Genomic DNA, 17,666 nt, shown 5'->3' with positions numbered 1-17,666 from the left:
CCATGGCTATTCTCGGGCTTGGGACCGATATCGTTGAAATAAAACGCTTTACCGAGATGCAGCCAACAGCGTTGCTGCGATTGGCTGAACGCGTATTAACCATCACGGAGTTGCAGCATTTTAATGCACATAAGCAGCCCGCGAGATTTCTCGCGAAACGTTTTGCAGCTAAAGAAGCCGCGGCAAAGGCCTTAGGCACCGGTATTGGTCGAGGCGTTTCATTCCAACATATCCGCGTCTCCAATAATACGGCCGGTGCGCCTGAGCTCACCTTATCTGAGGGGGCGTTAATGCAATTACAGGCCTTGGGGGCCACCTCAGCATTATTATCTATTGCTGATGAGCGCCATTATGCGGTGGCAACCGTGATCCTGAGTTAATTATTAACCATGTAAAAAAGGGCCTGCCGGCCCTTTTTTATGCGAGTATATTTTTACTCTGCACCGTTATATAGCAGACCACCGTTAGCCACATACGCCTGCAATATTTCCCGCCCCTGACGTTGCAGGACTTGCCGCTCTACCTTTATCCCGGCATGTATCAGATAATCATATGACGCTTCAAACACCGGGCCTTCATCAAAACCGATTGCTCGCGCATCTTCCCCGGTAGCGGCACAAACCAACCGTTTTACTCCAGACCACAATATCGCCCCCATGCACATGGCACAGGGCTCACAGGAAGTAAACAGTTCATAGTCTTCTGCCAAGCCTAAGCTATATTGTTTCAGACGTTGTTCTCCCAGCATAATTGCCATCACTTCACCGTGGAGTGTGGAATTATTCTGCGGTACGACCTGATTAACACCAATGCTCAACAATAGTCCTGACTGCCGATGCACAATGATACTGGCGAATGGACCACCGGTTTTTCGGCGGACATTTTCTTGTGCCAGCGACAACGCCAACGACATTTTGGCCTCATCTGTTACCAAGGGTTGCTGCCAGTTAATCAGTGTCTCAACCCAGTCGGGTAAGTGGATACTGACGGCCAATACGGGGGAATTGGGAAAAATGTGGGAATGCAAACCACACATATCACTAACCTCTGTCCTTATTTCAGCCGACCAGTGTAACAGCTGCTAAGTGGCGGTAAAGTCGGAACTACAGTTTCCTATTTATTAGCTAATAATAAAGGCACCCGCAGGTGCCTTTATATCGTATGGCAGTAATCAGGATGCGCGGTAAAACTGGGGCATTACCCTAACCGTTTTTACCATGTTATCCGCAACCTCGATGATTTCCATGGGATAGCCAGCCAAACGCAGCCCAGTGTTGGCGGCGGGAATATCTTCCAGATACTCTAAAATTAAGCCATTGAGTGTTTTAGGACCATCGGTGGGGAAATTCCAATTTTTCTCTTTGTTGAGATCCCGGATATTAATGGTGGCATCGATCAGGAAAGTACCATCTTGTTGCGGGGTAATTTCCTCACTGGCGGTCGGGATCATCGACGTTGTAAAATCCCCAACAATCTCTTCCAGAATATCTTCCAGTGTAACTAACCCTTGGATATCTCCATATTCATCAACCACCAGTCCGATGCGTTCTTTATTTTTCTGAAAATTTGCCAGCTGTACACTCAGTGGCGTTCCTTCAGGCACATAGTAGATTTCTTTGACAGCACGAAGCAGTGACGATTTGCTGAATTGTCCTTTAGATTGCAGACGCAGTGCATCACGTAAATGGACAAAACCGACGGCATCATCAATATTGTCGCGAAACAGCAGTACCCGCGTATGTGGACTCTGAATAATCTGCTTGTTGATGCTTTTAAAATCATCATTGATATTGATGGCGTACAGTTCATTGCGTGGCACCATAATGTCTTCAACAGACACATTGCCGAGGTCGAGAACTGATAACAGCATATCGCGATTGCGACGCGGGATCAGTGCGCCAGCTTCATGCACCACCGTTGCCAATTCTTCTTGGCTTAGTGCATCACTGTGTTTGACCGATTTAACCCCCATCATGCGCAGGATGAATGAAGTAATCCAGTTCATCACTTTTACTAGTGGCAGTAACAACCATAACAGCCATTTCAGCAGCAAACTGGAGGGGAACGCTACCGGCTCTGGTCGCAGTGCGGCAAGTGTTTTGGGGGTCACTTCTGCAAAAACCAGCACGACAAAGGTCAAAACGCCAGTCGCAATCGCAATTCCTACATCACCATACAGGCGCATACCTAAAACGGTTGCGACTGCAGAGGCGAGAATATTAACTAGGTTATTGCCGATTAAGATAAGCCCGATAAGGCGATCAGGGCGTTCCAGCAGTTTCAGAGCCCGTTGGGCTCCCTTATGGCCATTGCCGGCGAGGTGGCGCAGTCGGTAACGGTTCAGGGTCATCATAGCGGTTTCTGAACCGGAGAAATAAGCTGAAATTAGGATCAGGACTAGCAGGATCAGTAGAAGCGCGCCGGTCGATATAGCGTCCAAAAATGGGCTCCGTAAGGAATAATAAGCCTAGTAAATACTGGGAATTAGTTTAGGTGTCAAGCTATCAGGCGGCAGATTGGCTGCCGCCAGGCATTTTCTTTTAATTGAGGATAAGCTCTTTTACCGCACGGGCACCAAAATACGCGAGTGACAATAACACGGCGCCGGTAATGGTATAGATGACGGCAGTCTTGATACGACAGCCAACAGTGTACTGTTGCCACAACATAGCGATATAAACAAACCATGCCATGATAGACAAAACCGCTTTATGTCCCTGACCCCCGGCAAACATGCTATCCATGAAGATAAAACCTGTTGCCAGCGACAAGCTCAGCAGAATCAGACCAATGATCACCAAGTGATAAAGTTGTTTTTCAACCGTCAACAATGGCGGGATCGCATGCGTCATCAGTGGCTGCTTTTTCTTCAGTTTATTCTGAATAAACAGCAGTTGTACCGCATATAACGCCGCAATCAGTAACGCGCTGTATGCCATCAGCGATAATACCACATGCACCAACACTTCTGGATGTTGGTCGAAATGCAAAATGTATTGTGGAGGTACTAGCCATAATAAAGCTACACCGATAATTGAACAGGCGAATACCACAGGCACCAATACGATCACTTTAATGTGTGACATCACAATGGTGAATGTCAGCGCAATGATCCAGCACACCATGGAAATCACAACGGTTAAACTGAAGTTCTGTCCATGAGAAGTGAAAAGGGCTGGATACAGGGCAAAGGCATGCAGCAATACAGCAATGGCTGCAAAAATTGTCACCAGTTTCCTGTTCGGGCCTTCGGGATGAAAAAGGCGACTTGTCACCAAAATCAGTGCCACGGCGTAAAACACCATTGCAACAGCAGGAAGAATGACCATCAGACGTTAACCTATTCCTTTATTGATAAAGATACGGTGGTAAACCGCAAGAAATTGCTGCCGTAAGAATAACATGAGTGATACACGCTTGGGCAGTGACACAGACAACAAAAATTAAATTGTTCACAATCCTTTAGTTGCAAAATCGTGTAATAAGTTCCAGTTGCGGAGTCAGCGGTATTCGCTATGCCTTGCTTGGTGGCATCTTGCCACGACATGGTTATAATACGCTGCAACTGCAGTAATTAAATATACGGAACAGAACACGCCATGTTTGAGAATCTCTCTGACCGCCTTTCCCGAACGCTGAAGAACATCAGTGGTCGCGGTCGTCTCACTGAAGACAACGTCAAAGATACGCTGCGCGAAGTACGCATGGCGCTGTTGGAAGCCGACGTTGCGTTGCCCGTAGTGCGGGAATTTGTTAACAGCGTTAAAGAGCGCGCTGTAGGTCAGGAAGTTACCAAAAGCCTGACGCCTGGGCAGGTATTTATCAAAATCGTCCAGAGTGAACTCGAAAATGCGATGGGCGAGGCTAATGAGGCACTAAATCTGGCAACCCAGCCCCCCGCCGTATTGATGATGGCGGGTTTGCAAGGGGCCGGTAAAACAACCAGCGTAGCCAAATTAGCGAAATTTTTGCGTACACGGCAGAAGAAATCTGTATTGGTCGTGAGTGCCGACGTTTACCGTCCGGCCGCTATCAAACAGTTGGAAACCTTGGCGCAGGAAGTGGAAGTAGAATTTTTCCCTTCCGATGTCAGCCAAAAGCCTGTCGATATCGCCAGTGCTGCGATTGCACATGCCAAACGTAAATTTATCGACGTTGTGATTCTCGATACCGCCGGCCGTCTGCATGTCGATGAAGCGATGATGGATGAGATCAAAGCGCTGCATGCTGCCGTTAATCCGATAGAGACGTTGTTTGTGGTGGATGCCATGACGGGGCAGGATGCGGCTAATACTGCAAAAGCATTTAATGATGCATTGCCACTTACCGGCGTTATTCTCACCAAAGTTGACGGGGATGCACGTGGTGGGGCGGCGTTATCGATTCGCCACATTACGGGCAAACCGATTAAATTCTTAGGTGTTGGTGAAAAGACTGATGCTCTGGAGCCGTTCCACCCAGATCGGGTTGCTTCACGTATTCTGGGGATGGGCGATGTCCTGTCGCTGATTGAGCAGGTAGAACGTGGTGTCGATAAAGAAAAGGCATTGAAACTTGCTCAGAAAGTGAAGTCCGGCGGTGGTTTTGATCTGGAAGATTTCCGCGAACAACTGCAACAGATGAAAAACATGGGCGGCATGATGAGCATGATTGAAAAGATGCCCGGCGTGGGTAAATTGCCCCCAGATGCCATGGCTCAATTGCAAGGCGGTAAGCTGACTGCTCAGATGGAAGCTATGATTAATTCCATGACGCCGGGTGAACGTCGCAACCCTGATATCATCAAAGGCTCGCGTAAGCGTCGTATTGCAGCCGGTTCTGGCACACAGATTCAAGATGTTAACCGCCTGCTGAAACAGTTTGCCCAGATGCAAAAAATGATGAAGAAGATGTCGGGTAAAGGCGGTATTAGCAAACTCATGCGTGGTATGGGCGGAATGATGCCGCCAGGAATGCGTTTCCCGGGACGTTAAACACGTTAGCGGGCTATGATTTTCATGGGGTAATTTTGGCCTGATGCGGTTGCAATTGGCTAAAAGTCAGGTAAAATTCCCCGGCTTTCTATGCTGGGACTCTTGGCGAACACAGGGTTCCAGTTTTTATTTTGCTGGCAAGCAAATCAAACAGAGGAACTAGAACGCATGGTTACCATTCGTTTATCTCGTGGTGGCGCTAAAAAGCGTCCATTCTACAACATCGTAGTGGCAGACAGCCGCAACGCACGCAACGGTCGTTTCATCGAGCGTGTTGGCTTCTTCAACCCACTGGCTCGTGGCCAGGAAGAAGCGCTGCGTCTGGATATGGACCGTGTTCAGCATTGGCTGGCTAACGGTGCTGCTACCAGCGAACGTGTTGCAAAACTGATCAAAGACGCTACTAAAGCTGCTTGATCGTAATAAAGGTATAGATTGATGAGCAGTAACCCCGAACCAGTTGTACTGGGCAAAATAGGCTCCAGTTATGGTGTAAAAGGTTGGCTGAGAATCACCGCCTATACCGAAGCTGTTGAAGGTATTTTTGAGTATTCTCCCTGGTATATTCAACAACAGGGTGAATGGCGTGAAGTGAAAGTTGATCGCTGGCGTTTCCATGGCAATACAGTGATTGCCTTGCTGGAAGGTATGGAAACTCGCGAGCAGGCACAGATGCTCACTAACTGTGACATCGGTATTCTGCCACAACAGATGAAATCATTGCCGGAAGATGAATTCTATTGGCGTGACCTTATCGGTTGTGCAGTGGTTAACACGCAAGGTTACAACATGGGCGTGGTCGATCAGATCGTGGAAACAGGATCTAATGACGTCTTGTTGATTAAAGCCAACGCTAAAGATGCCTTTGGCAAGGTGGAGCGTATGGTTCCCTTTGTCACCGAACAGTTCATCAAACAGGTGGACTTGACGGCAAAGCAGATAATCGTGGATTGGGATCCGGACTTCTAAGTCGAGGAAACAGCTTATGTGGTTAGGGGTCATCACCCTGTTCCCGGAGATGTTTCGAGCAGTAACCGATTTTGGTGTTACGGGTCGGGCCGTTAGAAACGGTCTGTTGGAACTAAAAACGTGGAATCCTCGTGATTTTACGTATGACCGCCACAACACGGTGGACGATCGACCTTACGGCGGTGGTCCAGGAATGTTGATGATGGTACAGCCGCTTCGCGAAGCTATACATGCTGCCAAGGCAGCTGCAGGCGAAGGTGCTAAGGTGATTTATCTGTCACCTCAGGGACGCAAGCTGACACAGCAAGGCGTAGCTGAGCTGGCACAGGCTTCCAAGCTGATTCTAGTGTGTGGTCGTTACGAAGGTATCGACGAGCGCATCATCAATGCGGAAGTTGATGAGGAATGGTCTGTAGGTGATTACGTGCTTTCGGGCGGTGAGTTACCGGCGATGACCTTAATTGATGCCGTTTCGAGGTTAGTTCCCGGGGTTTTGGGAAAACAAGCCTCAGCAGAGCAGGATTCCTTCTCTGACGGATTGCTCGATTGCCCTCATTTCACGAGGCCGGAAGTACTGGATGGCGAAGAAGTTCCAGCAGTGTTGCTCAGTGGCAACCACGAACAAATTAGACGCTGGCGTTTGCAGCAGAGTCTTATGAGAACTCTTAAGCGAAGGCCGGAATTGTTTGAAACTCTAGCTCTGACTGACGAACAAAAGACCCTGTTAGCGCAGTTCGTTGAGCAAATGGACTAAGCGTGGTCAAGCTCAGTTAATTCTAGAACGGAGATACAAATGAACAAAATCATCAAAATGCTCAACGATGAGCAAATGAAACAAGACGTACCAGCCTTTGGCGCCGGTGATACCGTAGTCGTTCAGGTACGTGTTAAAGAAGGTGACAAAGAACGTCTGCAGGCGTTCGAAGGTGTGGTTATTGCTAAGCGTAACCGCGGCCTGCACTCAGCGTTCACCGTACGTAAGATCTCTAACGGTGAAGGCGTTGAACGTGTGTTCCAGACTCACAGCCCTCTGGTTGCCAGCATCGAAGTTAAACGCCGTGGTCGCGTGCGTCGTGCTAAGCTGTACTACCTGCGTGATCTGTCAGGTAAAGCTGCACGTATCCGCGAAAAACTGGCTACTAAATAAGTCAGTTACTTTAGATAACGCAAGTGTTCGCACAGAAGCCCGCCTATATGGCGGGTTTTTGTTTTGTAAATATTAAAAACAATGCTTGATCCTGTTAGAAAATAAAGGCAGACTGATTTGGTGATGTAATGGTGTAACGTTACAATAATACGACGAGTCGTTCAGTCAAATATCAGGTGAAGTAAGTGTCAGAACAATCAATGCAAGCCAATCCGCTGGAAAATGTAAGGATACGTGCGGAAAAGGTACTGTTCACTCCGGAACAGCTAAAAAAGGAATTACCGCTTTCTGAGAAAGCCCATCAATTTATCCTTAACGCCCGTAAAACAGTTTCCGATATTGTGCATAAGCGAGATAACCGCTTACTGGTTATCACTGGCCCATGCTCAATACATGATCTGGCGTCTGCTAAAGAGTATGCCCTGAAACTCAAGCAACTGCGAGATGAACTTCAAGATCAGTTTTATATTCTGATGCGAGTCTATTTTGAAAAGCCGCGCACTACGGTTGGCTGGAAAGGGATGATCAATGACCCTGATATGGACGAATCTTTTGATCTGGAAAAAGGATTACGTCAGGCAAGGGAGCTAATGTTATTCCTCGCCGAGTTGGAAATACCTGTGGCCACCGAAGCGCTGGATCCTATCAGTCCTCAGTATATCTCGGAACTTATCAGCTGGTCAGCCATTGGGGCCAGAACAACTGAATCGCAGACTCATCGTGAACTTGCCTCCGGTTTATCAATGCCGGTTGGCTTTAAAAATGGCACTGATGGTAGTATTGATGTTGCGATCAATGCACTGAAATCGGCCGCCAGCAAACATCGGTTTATGGGCATTAACCAACAAGGGCAGGTAGCATTGTTACAAACCCGTGGTAACCCAGATGGACACGTGATTTTACGTGGTGGTACCCAACCTAATTATGATGCTGAGAGTGTTGCGCAGAGTGCTGAAGCGTTACATAAAGCCGGATTGACTGCGCGGTTGATTATTGACTGCAGCCACGGTAATTCCAGTAAAGATCATCGGCGCCAACCATTGGTGTGTCGTGATGTTTTCCAGCAGATCGCTCAAGGCAATAAATCTGTTATCGGTGTGATGTTGGAGAGTCATCTGTTTGAAGGCAATCAGAAATGTGATAAACCTCTGGCAGAATTGCAGTATGGGGTCTCGGTGACTGATGCTTGTATTGACTGGACCTCCACTGAATCTTTATTACGGCAAGGAGCGAAGCAACTAGCGCCAATCCTGCCAACCCGTTTTGATATGCTCAGGGCCGCTAATGCCTGAGGGAAAATATAATATGAATGAGAAGACCACCGAAGAGCTGGAAAAGCTACGGGATCTTATTGACGGTGTTGACCAGCAATTATTACATCTGCTGCGTAAGCGCCTGGATCTTGTCGCTCAAGTCGGTGCCGTGAAACATAGTGCTGGTTTGCCGATCTACGCGCCGGAAAGGGAAGCCGCAATGCTTGCCAAGCGCCGCGCAGAGGCGGAAACCATGGGGATCCAACCGCAACTTATTGAAGATGTGTTGCGAAGACTGATGCGGGAATCTTACCTGAATGAAAAGGATGTCGGTTTTAAACAGGTAAAAGAGCAGCTCGGTAAGATCGTCATTATCGGTGGTAAAGGTCAGCTAGGACAGTTGTTTGCTCATATGTTCAGTTTATCTGGCTATGATGTGCATCTGCTAGACAAGAATGACTGGCATATGGCTGAGTCATTATTTGATGGTGCCGGCTTGGTGTTAGTCACCGTGCCAATATCAGTGACCTGTGAGCTGATCCAGGAAAAACTCACTAAGTTATCTGAACATTGTATTCTGGCGGATCTGACATCGGTTAAAGCTGCACCATTAGAAGCCATGCTAGCGGCGCACAAAGGGCCTGTTGTGGGACTTCATCCGATGTTTGGCCCAGATGTCGGCAGCTTCGCGAAGCAAGTTGTTGTTGTGTGCCATGGCAGAAATGCAGAGGCTTATGGCTGGTTACTGGAGCAGATTAAGATTTGGGGTGCCAGACTGGTTGAGGCTGAAGCCGTGAAACACGATAAAGCGATGCAACTGGTGCAGGCAATGCGGCATTTTTCAACCTTCGTATATGGGTTGAATCTATGTCGCGAACATGCAGATATGCAAAGTTTACTGCAGTTTAGTTCACCTATTTATCGTCTTGAATTGGCGATGGTTGGTCGTTTGTTTGCACAGAGTCCTGAGCTATATGCCGATATCATTTTCGCGCAAAAAGGTAGCCTTAAGGCGATATCTGATTATCTGGCCAATTATTCTGAGGCTTTGACAGTACTGGAATCTGGTGATCGCGAAGAGTTCATTCGTCGCTTCCGTGAAGTGGCGCAATGGTTTGGCGAATTGGCACCGCAATTTCAGCATGAAAGCCGCGCCATGTTACAGTCAGTTAATGATTTGAAAAGTCATTAAGCACTTCTAGCGGTTTTCCTCTTAGTTAAAAAAATGTCCTCGATATTCAGTATGTCCGGGGCATTTTTTATTTTATTCAATTAGTTATATTTTTTCTTAACGTCACCAACGAAAAAGTAAGGTGATCTGGCTCTCTCTTTTGCTACAACGAGGTTGGCCTTGGTTAAGTTTTCAGTAGACTAACTTAAAACATGTAAAAAATATGCATGATTAAGGAGACCTACTGTGTTTTGTATTCAGTGTGAGCAAACCATCCGAACCCCAGCCGCTAATGGCTGTAGTTATTCCCAAGGCATGTGTGGCAAATTGGCTTCAACATCAGATCTCCAGGATCTGCTGATTTATATGCTACAAGGTGTATCTCTTTACGCCGCACGGCTGAGAACATTTGGGGTAATTGATGCAGAAGTCGATACCTTTGTTCCCAAAGCGTTTTTCTCTACCCTAACGAATGTGAATTTTGATGACGAGCGTATCGTCGATTATGCCCGTATCGCTGCCGCGTTACGTGACCGCTTGCAGGCACAATATCAATTGATCTGTACTGAAAATGGTCTGGTGCCAGAGGAGTTTCCAGTTGCTGCCAAGTTGTTGTTGGCTACCACCAAACCTGAATTATTAGTTCAGGCAAAACAAGCGGCACCGAATCGGGGCGAAGTTAACGAAGATATCTTAGGCTTACGTCTGTTGTGCCTCTACGGCCTTAAAGGCGCTGCAGCGTATATGGAACATGCACGGGTGTTGGGGCAAACCAGCAGCGAAGTTGCGGGAAAATTTCACGAGATCATGGGATTTTTAGCTACTGATAGTGAAGATGCAGACAAGCTGTTCACTACCGCGATGGATATAGGCCAACTGAACTATCAAATAATGGAGATGCTGGATAGTGGTGAAACCGCCACATTCGGTCATCCTGAGCCAACACAAGTGAATACTAAGCCAGTAAAAGGTAAAGCGATTCTGGTGTCTGGCCATGACATGAAAGATCTGGAGCTTATCCTGCAGCAAACGGAAGGCAAGGGCATTAATGTCTATACCCATGGCGAGATGCTACCAGCACTGGCTTATCCACAACTGAAGAAATACCCACATCTGGTCGGAAATTACGGTGGTGCCTGGCAAAACCAGCAAAAAGAATTTGCCAATTTCCCGGGTGCCGTAGTGATGACCTCCAACTGCATTATTGATCCGAATGTCGGTAAATATGCTGACCGCATCTTCACCCGCAGTATCGTCGGTTGGCCTGGTGTTACGCATCTGACCGGCGACGATTTTACAGCGGTGATTGAGAAGGCTCTCGCACTGGAAGGATTTAAGTATGATGAAATCCCACACCTGATCACCATAGGTTTTGCACGTAACACGCTGATGAACGCCGCTCCTGCCGTAGTTGAAAATGTGAAGAACGGTAATATCCGCCATTTCTTCTTGGTGGGTGGTTGTGATGGTGATAAGGCTGAACGCAGTTACTTTACCGATTTTGCGAAAGCAACGCCGAAAGATAGTCTGATCCTGACGCTTGGCTGCGGTAAATATAAATTCAACAAACTGGATTTTGGCGAGATCAACGGGATCCCTCGCTTGCTGGACATTGGTCAGTGTAATGATGCCTATTCCGCTATCCAACTGGCACTGGCCCTGTCAGAAGTTTTTGACTGCAGTGTGAATGAGCTACCGCTGAGCCTGGTGTTGTCCTGGTTTGAGCAGAAGGCAATTGTCATCCTGCTGACGCTGCTTTCCCTAGGCGTAAAGAACATCCGTACCGGGCCGACTCCTCCCGCGTTCCTCACACCTAATTTGTTGAAGATATTGGAAGATAAATTTGGTCTGCGAAATGTCAGTACAGTAGAAGAAGATCTTAACAGCATCTTAGGTGCTGCCTGATGTTGTTGATAAGCGCGGCACCTGTCGCGCTTATCGTTTTGAGGGAGAATAACCGATGATTAATGCCACTGAATTGTATGGCGCAGCGGCGCAGCATTTTATCGCAAATGACTGGCAAACGGGTGAGCTGAGGCTGATCTGCACGGCGCGCTGGCAGGAAACAACTGATGTGGTAAGTTTTCGTTTTAGAGCTGCCGAACCGATCAAATTTCGCTTTAAGCCCGGCCAGTTTATAACCTTTCACTTGGAGATTGGCGATTCATTATTTCATCGTTCTTACACCATCTCGTCATCACCGTCGCGGCCGCATTCGCTAACGGTGACGATTAAACGGGTGGAGGGCGGTAAAGTCTCTAATTACCTGCTGGATAATCTGCAGCCCGGACACAGTTTATTGGCATCAGGTCCCTATGGTGATTTTAACCTGATTGATATCCCAGCGGAGCGTTACCTGTTTCTCAGTGCCGGTTGTGGGATCACCCCAGTATATTCCATGACGCGTTACCTGACAGACACCTTAGGGCCTGATGCGGATATCTGCTTTATTCATAGCGCCAGGACTGCAGCCGACATTATCTATCGTGACAGCTTGCACGCAATCGCTGAACACTACGCTGGCTTTTCTCTGGGAGTGTTAGTGCAGCACGAACTGGTGTTACCTCAGTCTGAGCGTGGACAGTGGCTTAGCGGATATCTTGATGCCGAACGTTTGTTGCAATTGGCCCCAGATTTTCTTGACCGCACTGTTTTTGTGTGCGGCCCCGAACGATTTATGAACGCGTGTAAAAGTCTGTTTGAAGCGCTTGGATTTGATATGTCCAGGTATCACCAAGAAAGCTTTGGGATGGAAGTTTCCCCAAGCTTAAAGGCGGCTGTCGGTTCGTATTCGCTGCAAGTGGATGGTAATGAAACATCTCTCAATGGCACGCAGACTCTGCTGGAAGGGATTGAAGCACTGCAACTGCCTATTATTGCGGCCTGTCGTAGCGGCGTTTGTGGTGCTTGTAAATGCCGAGTCGTAGAAGGTGACGTGGCGTCTGATAGTCAACAAACACTTACAGCTGACGAGATCGCGTCAGGGATGGTATTAGCCTGCTCGAGTCGACCATTGTCTGATATTAAATTAGCACTGGGAAATTAATTGGTTAAACAAGAATTAATGATAGGGCATTGCACAATTAGAGTTCACAAAGTATGGTTAAAGTGACGGGCTGCTGGTAGCCCTATCTTCACTGACGTTGGCTGGAGAAAAACGATGACCGGTGCCCACTCGCAATTGATACTCGCAGAAGATCGTAGTTTAGGACATTTCCTATACGGGCTTATGTGTGCGTTTCCGCTGTTTTTAGTGCCAGTGGTACTGAGTCTGTTGATTAATTTTAGTCAGCGACAGGTTGCGCCAGCGTCATTAATGGGTAGCCATTTGCGGTGGCAACGACATAGCATTTTCGGCTTGTTGATGTTGATGCTATTGGGGTATTGGGTGAGTGCGTTGTGGCTCAGTTTGAGTTTCTTCGCATTGGGAATGATTTGGTTTAGTTACCGTATCTTTAAAGGTTGGTTGAATCTGACCGATGGCGTCGCAATGTGATTTACGTGTAGCATTAGAAACATAAGGCCCTGATATTTCAGGGCCTTATGTTTGGTCGCATTATGGCTGGCTATGCTGCCGGTAAATTTCAGCCAGCAGTTGTCGCTGTTCTTTCAGATTTCCCGCTGGTAACACAATACCATCTGCATGCAGGTGTTCTGCCGCTTGCGCCAGTTGCGGCTGTAAATCGGCATTGATGTAACTGAGATTGATGATCATCGGTAAATGGCTAATCGATTTAATATTCACCAGTGCCGCCAAATCCAGCGTTAACTGCTCTGGATGACTAAAGCTACGGATCCCCGCTTCACACAAGATCAGTTGCTGATTGCCGCAAGAAAGCAGTGAATCTGCCGCAGATAACCAGTCTTGCTCACTCGCCATATTATTGCGTTCCAGTATCACTGGCATATTCATGGCCCCGAGCTGGCTCAGCAGTTCTTTATTGAACATTTGCTCGCCGGGAATTAACAGCAAATCGGCATGTGATTTCGCAAATAACAGATCGGCTTGTTGTTGCACACTGATAATGCATTGCAGTCCCAAGTTATTGAGTTGATTTCTGAAATGCGACAGCACATCGTTATTGACCTGGCTGATACCGTCCACAATAACTGCTTGAAATCCCGCTTCGCGTAACGCTTGAGCTTGCTGACTATAACTGTTACCAAGCGTGGTCACATTAAGCGACGTAATTGCTGCAAGAGCGCCATTGCCGATATGCAGTTCACCACTGACGACCTCGGTATTATGTTCCTTAAAACTTCTTGAGTAACGGGCGCTGTCGGCTTCCTGTGGCAGCGCGTTCTTAGAACTATCTGGCTCGATGAGTAGCTGACTATTTTCTAATTGTGTCGGTTTCACGTTTTCAGAGGAGTAACATCCCAGCACTTTGATGAAGCGGGTAATACGCTCCATTTCGTGTAAAGCCTGGCGCACATGTCGGTGGGCGGTATTGCCATCAATATCCAGGTAAAACATCTCTTCCCATGGGGTGCCGTATATTGGTCGAGATTCCAGTTTGGTGATATTGAGGTTATGCAGCTTCAATACCAGCAACGCATCGGCTAATGAGCCGGGCGTTTGCCCAGTTGTCATGATTAACGTGGTCTTGGCAGGTATCTGGGTCGGGACACTGACGGCTTTGCGGGCAACCACAATAAAGCGGCTTTGATTAATTTTCTGATTGGCCAGATTTTGATCGAGTACTTCGAGATTATAATAAGCACCGCCTTCCGCACTGCCAATGGCTGCTACGGTGTTATCACCCTTACTCACCAGTTCCATAGCTTCGGCACTGCTGGCGCAATAATGCAATTTGATATTCGGATGTTCGTTAAGATAACGACTACATTGACTGATCGGTTGTGGATGCGCGTAAACCGTCTTGATGTGTTCAAGACTGCTGTTTGGCTTTGCTAACAAGCAGTGCCCAACTTCAATAGTCGTCTCAGCAACAATACTCAGGTTGGTATGCTGTAATAAGTCATAGACTTCATTGATGGAACCTGAAGAGGTGTTTTCTATCGGTAGAAAGCCATAGTCGGCATGTCCGGATTCAACTGCGCGAATTATCTCACCGAAGCTATGGCAGCCCATATCCTGCATTTCCATGTCTCGCCGTTCACAATAGCGATGGGCGGCAATATAGGAGTAGGAGCCTCGCGCACCTAGATAAGCGATGTTATAGAGTAATTTCCTGCCAGCAAAATCCGCTTGTGATTGTAAATAAGCTTGTTGATTTAAAACGGAATCTTCAATAATTGATTGGTATAGACTAAGCACATAGTGTGCGTCCAAACCATGCTCTCTGCCTTGTTTGACCAAGTCTGCCAGCAGCTCTTTTTCGCGTTTGGTGTCACGGATAGGACGGATATCAATCTCTTTACTGCGAGCTACTTCCAGACTTAGTTGCCGCCGCTTTGCCAGCAATTCCAGTAGTGATTTATCGACACTAGTTATTTGTTCTCGGACTAAGTTTAGTTGCGGCGCCTTTTTCATTCTAACCCCGATACGTCATTGCGGTTATAGACAAAAAGGCCTCCCGTTGGGGAGGCCTGATGATTTCGTTATCTTCGCTGAAATAATAGTAGCTCCCCAAATCGAGGACATAAACGATAACGAAAAATAAAGCTAATACGGTGTTCACGGATTTAAACTAAAGCGAAGAGTTAACAGTGTCAACGAAAAATTCACAAGGTAGTTTCAAATATAAAAAAGCGCCCCCAGGTGGGGGCGCTTGAAACGCTGACTCTCATCAGGCCGCATCTTCGGTGGCATAATCTTCTGCCAGATCCCCATTAAACAGGGTGCGTTTGGCGGGTTTGTGAGTCAGTCGATTCAGTTGCTTCTCCAGTCTCTGTCCCATGGCATTGATGGCCGCATAGAGATTTTGGTGCTTGGCCTGGGCAAATAACTGGCCGTTCCCTAATTTGATGGAGGTTTCTATTTTAAACCAAGGTCCTTCAGTAAGGATGATGACGTGGGGGTTAATTAACTGCACATCGTAGCGATCGAGCTTTTCGAGCCGACTTTCGATACGGTTGCGGATAGCTTCGGTGACATTGAATTCTTTGCTGGTGATTTTAAGCATATTGTCTAACCCTCTTTCATTTCCGTGAATCCAGATTACCAATTGCGGTGGTCTGAAATGTGATCTCGATCAACAATTGTTTTTAATAAAATGTCGTTGACGTAGAAGTTTGATCCTCCATACAAGTTCTCTAACTCAAGCGTTGAAATGCTTGAATAGTGGCACGTAACGGGTCATAGTTGACGGAATGGCTCGCAAGCTATCCTCCTGAAATTTTCGTTTGTCACCTGCGGTGTATTGTCCTTCACTGGTCAAATTGGCGTCATTCCGTTACCTTCCTTGTTAGTTAAGCTTAGGTGAATATTTTCTACTGCGCATTTTGGATGCGAAAATTTATATCGGATATGGCAAATATAAACATGACTCAGAAAATGATGGTGTGGGATGTTCCGGTTAGACTTTTCCACTGGCTGACATTGTTGCTGGTAGCATTGTTATGGTGGAGTGCAGAACAAGGTGAAATGCAATGGCACCAGCTGTTTGCATATCTGTTAATGATCAATCTACTACTCAGAATTGTTTGGGGGTTTATCGGTAGCCAATATGCGAGATTCAGCGATTTTCTGCGGTCGCCGTTCCAGGTCATCAGCTACGTGCGCAAACAACCTGATGAACCTTCACTAGGGCATAATCCGCTGGGTGGTTATATGGTGCTGGCGCTGATTTTAGTGTTGTTGTTACAAGTGAGTAGTGGAATGTTTGCCACAGATGACATTGTCACCGAAGGACCCTTTTACTCGTGGGTCAGTGATGCTCTGTCGCGTTGGCTTACCTGGTTTCATAAAAGCAACTTTAACTTACTACTGGTTTTGGTGGTGATACACGTCAGTGCCGTGGTGTTTTATGAAATCCGTGGCCAGCGACTAATTGCGGCAATGGTAACTGGCAACAAGCAGACAACTCTGGTATCGGTTAGCCAGCAGGGTAATGTCACGCTAAAGCGTTGGTTGTGGGTGATGCTACTAATTTCAGCCCCAATTGGTTATTGGTTGATTTGGCCGTTGCTGGGGACTCTGTAGAGTGAATTGATGCAGTAGCATCAGTCAGACTGACACTACTGCACATTGGCTTAATCCTTTTTATACAAATCGTGGCAGGCTTTGCAGCTTTTCCCGGTCACGGCAAATGCCTGTTTCACGGCATCTTCGTCACCCGATTGCGCTGCCTGCAGCAATTGGGCGGCATTTTGCTGCATTGCTGTAAGTTTGGCTTCAAAATCAGCTTTGTTTTCCCAGATCACCGGTAAGGCGTCTGTATGGCCGCTACTGGTACCCTCGATAAAACCTTCTAACGGTAACTTAGACAGTGTCGCCACATTTTGGGCGCGCATTAATACCGTAGCTTTGTCGAAGGGCTTTTTCGCTTTAACCATGGCACCGATATCGGCGAAGTTATGCGCCATCACTTCAAACACCGCCTGGCGATAGTGTATGGCATCTGCTGGCTTTTTGAATTCTCCAGCGTGTGCGGAAACCAAGAAGACTGCTCCTAATGAAGTTAGCAACGTCAATTTAATGCGCATGTTTGTCCATTCCTTGAGTTGTGTGATTTCGATCACCATTCTTAGCTGATAAGACATTGGTGCGTCAACATTAATGATGGATAGCTAATATCGAGATCCTCATACACTTTTTTTCATGCAAGCGAGTCGGTATACTGTCATCATGTATCATTACATGATGACAGTTACTTTATGAGACCTCAGTGGAAAGCTGTTCAGCAGTTAATCCTTGAACATCCTCAGAACGAGCAGCTCGATTGCTTATTTGAGTTATTGTTAACAGAAGAGGAGCGACAAGCATTCGCCGGTCGTTTAAAAGTTTTTCAGTTATTGCTTGAGGGACAGTTAAGTCAACGGCAGATCGCCGCCGAGTACGGAATTAGTATTGCCACGATCACCCGCTGCTCCAATTACTTAAAGAATATGTCGGCACCAACATTGGCAAATGTGCAGGCGTTGATTTTGTGAGCCTTGTCCCGTCCTAATATAGGTTGACAGTTTTTAGGCCAGCTCCCGTAGCTGGCCTTTTCTATTGTGCACCTGATTGGGTGTTGCCATATCTA

Annotated in this window: 19 protein-coding genes; 13 read left to right on the top strand and 6 right to left on the bottom strand. The window is 47.1% G+C overall.

The features are described 5' to 3' along the window. Positions 1-2 precede the first annotated feature (2 nt). Positions 3-380, top strand: coding sequence for a holo-ACP synthase (acpS, locus tag PY479_RS05480; protein ID WP_275483138.1), 378 nt, complete (start codon positions 3-5; stop codon positions 378-380). Between the two features lie 53 nt (positions 381-433). Here the strand turns inward: acpS and PY479_RS05475 are convergent, their stop codons facing one another. The 3 genes from PY479_RS05475 to ccsA form a co-directional block, all read right to left on the bottom strand. Further along, positions 434-1,036, bottom strand: coding sequence for a nucleoside deaminase (locus PY479_RS05475; RefSeq protein WP_212593988.1), 603 nt, complete (start codon positions 1,034-1,036; stop codon positions 434-436). Between the two features lie 135 nt (positions 1,037-1,171). After that, on the bottom strand, positions 1,172-2,440 hold the full coding sequence (locus PY479_RS05470) for a CNNM domain-containing protein (RefSeq protein WP_212593987.1): 1,269 nt from the start codon (positions 2,438-2,440) through the stop codon (positions 1,172-1,174). Positions 2,441-2,540: 100 nt separating this feature from the next. Continuing rightward, the gene (gene ccsA, locus PY479_RS05465) at positions 2,541-3,329 is read right to left on the bottom strand and encodes a cytochrome c biogenesis protein CcsA (protein ID WP_212593986.1); all 789 of its coding nucleotides are present in this window, start codon (positions 3,327-3,329) and stop codon (positions 2,541-2,543) included. 270 nt (positions 3,330-3,599) lie between these two features. On the opposite strand from ccsA, the gene ffh reads away from it, so the two are divergent. The 10 genes from ffh (at position 3,600) to PY479_RS05415 (ending at position 13,009) form a co-directional block, all read left to right on the top strand. Next, positions 3,600-4,973 (top strand): signal recognition particle protein, encoded by a 1,374-nt coding sequence (ffh, locus tag PY479_RS05460; protein WP_275483137.1) that lies wholly within the window; start codon positions 3,600-3,602, stop codon positions 4,971-4,973. 168 nt (positions 4,974-5,141) lie between these two features. Then, positions 5,142-5,390, top strand: coding sequence for a 30S ribosomal protein S16 (gene rpsP / locus PY479_RS05455; RefSeq protein WP_212593984.1), 249 nt, complete (start codon positions 5,142-5,144; stop codon positions 5,388-5,390). A gap of 21 nt (positions 5,391-5,411) precedes the next feature. Then, positions 5,412-5,942, top strand: a complete 531-nt coding sequence (gene rimM / locus PY479_RS05450) for a ribosome maturation factor RimM (RefSeq protein WP_212593983.1) — start codon at positions 5,412-5,414, stop codon at positions 5,940-5,942. A 16-nt stretch (positions 5,943-5,958) separates the two neighbouring features. Then, positions 5,959-6,696, top strand: a complete 738-nt coding sequence (gene trmD / locus PY479_RS05445) for a tRNA (guanosine(37)-N1)-methyltransferase TrmD (protein ID WP_275483136.1) — start codon at positions 5,959-5,961, stop codon at positions 6,694-6,696. A 39-nt stretch (positions 6,697-6,735) separates the two neighbouring features. Further along, complete coding sequence (gene rplS / locus PY479_RS05440; protein WP_133038059.1) at positions 6,736-7,089, top strand: 50S ribosomal protein L19; 354 nt, start codon at positions 6,736-6,738, stop codon at positions 7,087-7,089. Positions 7,090-7,289: 200 nt separating this feature from the next. Further along, complete coding sequence (locus tag PY479_RS05435; protein ID WP_275483237.1) at positions 7,290-8,381, top strand: 3-deoxy-7-phosphoheptulonate synthase; 1,092 nt, start codon at positions 7,290-7,292, stop codon at positions 8,379-8,381. Between the two features lie 13 nt (positions 8,382-8,394). Next, positions 8,395-9,534: a bifunctional chorismate mutase/prephenate dehydrogenase gene (gene tyrA / locus PY479_RS05430; protein WP_212593981.1), complete on the top strand. Its 1,140-nt coding sequence runs from the start codon at positions 8,395-8,397 to the stop codon at positions 9,532-9,534. A 225-nt stretch (positions 9,535-9,759) separates the two neighbouring features. Continuing rightward, on the top strand, positions 9,760-11,418 hold the full coding sequence (gene hcp / locus PY479_RS05425) for a hydroxylamine reductase (protein WP_212593980.1): 1,659 nt from the start codon (positions 9,760-9,762) through the stop codon (positions 11,416-11,418). 55 nt (positions 11,419-11,473) lie between these two features. Continuing rightward, positions 11,474-12,559, top strand: a complete 1,086-nt coding sequence (locus PY479_RS05420; RefSeq protein WP_275483135.1) for a hybrid-cluster NAD(P)-dependent oxidoreductase — start codon at positions 11,474-11,476, stop codon at positions 12,557-12,559. Between the two features lie 114 nt (positions 12,560-12,673). After that, positions 12,674-13,009 (top strand): hypothetical protein, encoded by a 336-nt coding sequence (locus tag PY479_RS05415; protein WP_212593978.1) that lies wholly within the window; start codon positions 12,674-12,676, stop codon positions 13,007-13,009. Between the two features lie 60 nt (positions 13,010-13,069). On the opposite strand, the gene pheA is transcribed toward PY479_RS05415, so the two are convergent. Continuing rightward, positions 13,070-15,010, bottom strand: coding sequence for a prephenate dehydratase (gene pheA / locus PY479_RS05410; protein ID WP_212593977.1), 1,941 nt, complete (start codon positions 15,008-15,010; stop codon positions 13,070-13,072). A 256-nt stretch (positions 15,011-15,266) separates the two neighbouring features. Beyond that, the gene (gene raiA, locus PY479_RS05405) at positions 15,267-15,602 is read right to left on the bottom strand and encodes a ribosome-associated translation inhibitor RaiA (protein ID WP_212593976.1); all 336 of its coding nucleotides are present in this window, start codon (positions 15,600-15,602) and stop codon (positions 15,267-15,269) included. A gap of 359 nt (positions 15,603-15,961) precedes the next feature. Between raiA and PY479_RS05400 the strand changes: the two genes are divergently transcribed. Continuing rightward, positions 15,962-16,621: a cytochrome b/b6 domain-containing protein gene (locus PY479_RS05400; protein ID WP_343377248.1), complete on the top strand. Its 660-nt coding sequence runs from the start codon at positions 15,962-15,964 to the stop codon at positions 16,619-16,621. A gap of 50 nt (positions 16,622-16,671) precedes the next feature. Here PY479_RS05400 and PY479_RS05395 read toward each other — a convergent pair whose 3' ends face one another. After that, entirely contained in the window at positions 16,672-17,124 is a 453-nt protein-coding gene (locus PY479_RS05395; protein WP_212593974.1) for a cytochrome c, read from the bottom strand. Between the two features lie 171 nt (positions 17,125-17,295). On the opposite strand from PY479_RS05395, the gene trpR reads away from it, so the two are divergent. Then, positions 17,296-17,571: a trp operon repressor gene (gene trpR, locus PY479_RS05390; RefSeq protein WP_212593973.1), complete on the top strand. Its 276-nt coding sequence runs from the start codon at positions 17,296-17,298 to the stop codon at positions 17,569-17,571. Positions 17,572-17,666 lie beyond the last annotated feature (95 nt).

This window comes from Shewanella sp. A32 (assembly GCF_029167175.1).
In the GTDB taxonomy this organism is placed as follows: Bacteria; Pseudomonadota; Gammaproteobacteria; order Enterobacterales; family Shewanellaceae; genus Shewanella; species Shewanella yunxiaonensis.
The sequence above is the reverse complement of the archived record's forward strand: the minus strand, read 5'-3'. Positions and strand labels throughout refer to the sequence as shown.

Coding starts and splice junctions, on each gene's coding strand:
- acpS (WP_275483138.1), top strand. CDS start 3: ATGGCTATTCTCGGGCTTGGGACCGATATCGTTGAAATAAAACGCTTT.
- PY479_RS05475 (WP_212593988.1), bottom strand. CDS start 1,036: ATGTGTGGTTTGCATTCCCACATTTTTCCCAATTCCCCCGTATTGGCC.
- ccsA (WP_212593986.1), bottom strand. CDS start 3,329: ATGGTCATTCTTCCTGCTGTTGCAATGGTGTTTTACGCCGTGGCACTG.
- ffh (WP_275483137.1), top strand. CDS start 3,600: ATGTTTGAGAATCTCTCTGACCGCCTTTCCCGAACGCTGAAGAACATC.
- rpsP (WP_212593984.1), top strand. CDS start 5,142: ATGGTTACCATTCGTTTATCTCGTGGTGGCGCTAAAAAGCGTCCATTC.
- rimM (WP_212593983.1), top strand. CDS start 5,412: ATGAGCAGTAACCCCGAACCAGTTGTACTGGGCAAAATAGGCTCCAGT.
- trmD (WP_275483136.1), top strand. CDS start 5,959: ATGTGGTTAGGGGTCATCACCCTGTTCCCGGAGATGTTTCGAGCAGTA.
- rplS (WP_133038059.1), top strand. CDS start 6,736: ATGAACAAAATCATCAAAATGCTCAACGATGAGCAAATGAAACAAGAC.
- PY479_RS05435 (WP_275483237.1), top strand. CDS start 7,290: ATGCAAGCCAATCCGCTGGAAAATGTAAGGATACGTGCGGAAAAGGTA.
- tyrA (WP_212593981.1), top strand. CDS start 8,395: ATGAATGAGAAGACCACCGAAGAGCTGGAAAAGCTACGGGATCTTATT.
- PY479_RS05420 (WP_275483135.1), top strand. CDS start 11,474: ATGATTAATGCCACTGAATTGTATGGCGCAGCGGCGCAGCATTTTATC.
- PY479_RS05415 (WP_212593978.1), top strand. CDS start 12,674: ATGACCGGTGCCCACTCGCAATTGATACTCGCAGAAGATCGTAGTTTA.
- pheA (WP_212593977.1), bottom strand. CDS start 15,010: ATGAAAAAGGCGCCGCAACTAAACTTAGTCCGAGAACAAATAACTAGT.
- raiA (WP_212593976.1), bottom strand. CDS start 15,602: ATGCTTAAAATCACCAGCAAAGAATTCAATGTCACCGAAGCTATCCGC.
- PY479_RS05400 (WP_343377248.1), top strand. CDS start 15,962: ATGACTCAGAAAATGATGGTGTGGGATGTTCCGGTTAGACTTTTCCAC.
- PY479_RS05395 (WP_212593974.1), bottom strand. CDS start 17,124: ATGCGCATTAAATTGACGTTGCTAACTTCATTAGGAGCAGTCTTCTTG.
- trpR (WP_212593973.1), top strand. CDS start 17,296: ATGAGACCTCAGTGGAAAGCTGTTCAGCAGTTAATCCTTGAACATCCT.